The sequence below is a fragment of the Polaromonas sp. P1_G2 genome (assembly GCF_056405515.1).
In genome coordinates this window covers 1-1746 of the sequence record NZ_JBFUBY010000475.1, presented here as the reverse complement: position 1 = coordinate 1746, position 1746 = coordinate 1, and the positions used below count along the sequence as shown (strand labels likewise).

The window sequence follows — 1746 nt, the reverse complement described above, 5'->3', positions numbered from 1 at the left end:
GAGGGGGAAGGCGCAGGCCATGCCCCCTCGAAACTTCCGCTGAATACCACCGGCCTTCTCCATYGGACCTTCTCCATGACGGACTTTCTCCAACTTTTCTTTTCGGGCCTGGCCACCGGCAGCATTTATGCGCTGGCGGCACTGGGCTTTACCTTGCTGTGGCAGGCCTCGGGGACGATCAACTTCGCCCAGGGCGAATTTGTCATGCTGCCGGCCTTCATGATGCTGGCCTTCATTTCGCTGGGCGCCCCTATGCTGGTGAGCTTCGTGATGGCGGTGCTGCTGGCCGTGCTCTTGCTGGGCTGGGTCTTCAAACGGGGCGTGGTGGATCCGCTCTTCAAATACGGCATGATGCCCATCGTCGTCGCGACCATAGGGCTGTCCATCGCCCTGCGCAACGGTGTGCGCGCCGGCTACAGCGCCGAAGCCCATCCTTTCCCCAGCCTGTTCGCCGACAAGCTGTTCAACATTGCAGGGGTCACCATCACCCTGCAGGACATAGGCACCTTCGCGCTGGCCCTGGTCATCGTGCTGGCGACGCAGGCCTTCCTGGCCAAAACCGTGACGGGCCGCGCCATGCAGGCGGTGGCGCAGAACACCGAAAGCGCTTCCGTGCTCGGCATCAACGTGCCGCGCATGATTTTCTACACCTTCGCCATCAATGCCGTGCTGGCGGTGGCGGCGGCCCTGCTGGTCACGCCCACCTACCTCGCCAAGTTCGACATGGGCGAGGGCCTGGGCACCAAGGCTTTTTTCGCCGCCATCATCGGCGGCTTCAACAACTCGCGCGGCGCGCTGCTGGGCGGCCTGATCGTGGGCGTGTGCGAGAACCTGGCCTCGGCCTATATTTCACCGGCCTACAAGGACGCGGTGGCGCTGGTGATTTTTATGGTTGTGATTCTCTTCAAGCCGCAGGGCCTGCTGGGTAAGAAAGAGGAGCGCAAGGTATGAAACTCGCCAACAACAAATTCGCCCTGGCGCTGTCGCTGCTGGCTGCGCTGGGGATGCTGGCCGCGCCGCAGTTCCTCAAGAACTACGGCATCTACCTCCTGACTTACTGGCTGGTTTTCATCATCGCCACCATGGGCTTGAACCTCACCGTCGGCTACGCCGGCCAGAAATCACTGGGCCACGCCGCTTTCTTCGGTATAGGCGCTTACACCGTCGCCATCCTGATGAAGGCCGGTGTCAGCTTCTGGCTGGGCCTGCCGGCCGCCGCGCTGATCTGCTTCGCCGTCGGCCTGGTCCTGGGCTTCCCGGCGCTGCGGGTGCAGGCGATTTACCTGGCCTTCGCCACGCTGGGCTTCAACACCGCGATCTGGCTGGTGATGCGCAACGAAGAATGGCTCACGGGCGGAACCTTCGGCATCAACAACATCGCGCGGCCCTCGCTGTTCGGCTACTCGCTCGAGGGCAATCGTGCTTATTACTACCTGGTGCTGGCGGTTACCGTGCTGCTGGCCGGGGCGCTGTGGGGCCTGCTGCGCTCGCCCTGGGGCAAGGCCTTCACGGCGCTGCGCGACAACCCGATACGCGCTGAAAGCCTGGGCGTGAACATCCGCAACTACACGCTGCTGAGCTTTGCCATAGGCGCGGCCTATGCGGGCATCGCCGGTGCGCTGTTCGCCTCTCTGGTGCAGTTCATCGAGCCGGGGCCCTTCGCTGTGGCGGCGTCCATCATGCTGTACCTGATGGTGGTGGTGGGCGGCGCGGGCTATTTCCTGGGCCCTGTCGTCGGCGCCGCCG

2 protein-coding genes are annotated in these 1746 nt (G+C 63.7%); both read left to right on the top strand.

The window, feature by feature from the left end:
* Window positions 1-75 precede the first annotated feature (75 nt).
* Complete coding sequence (locus AC1D0P_RS25410; RefSeq protein WP_477655595.1) at window positions 76-951, top strand: branched-chain amino acid ABC transporter permease; 876 nt, start codon at window positions 76-78, stop codon at window positions 949-951.
* The coding region (locus tag AC1D0P_RS25405; RefSeq protein WP_477679266.1) for a branched-chain amino acid ABC transporter permease at window positions 948-1746 on the top strand (799 nt) is incomplete at its 3' end. The genes AC1D0P_RS25410 and AC1D0P_RS25405, both read left to right, overlap by 4 nt.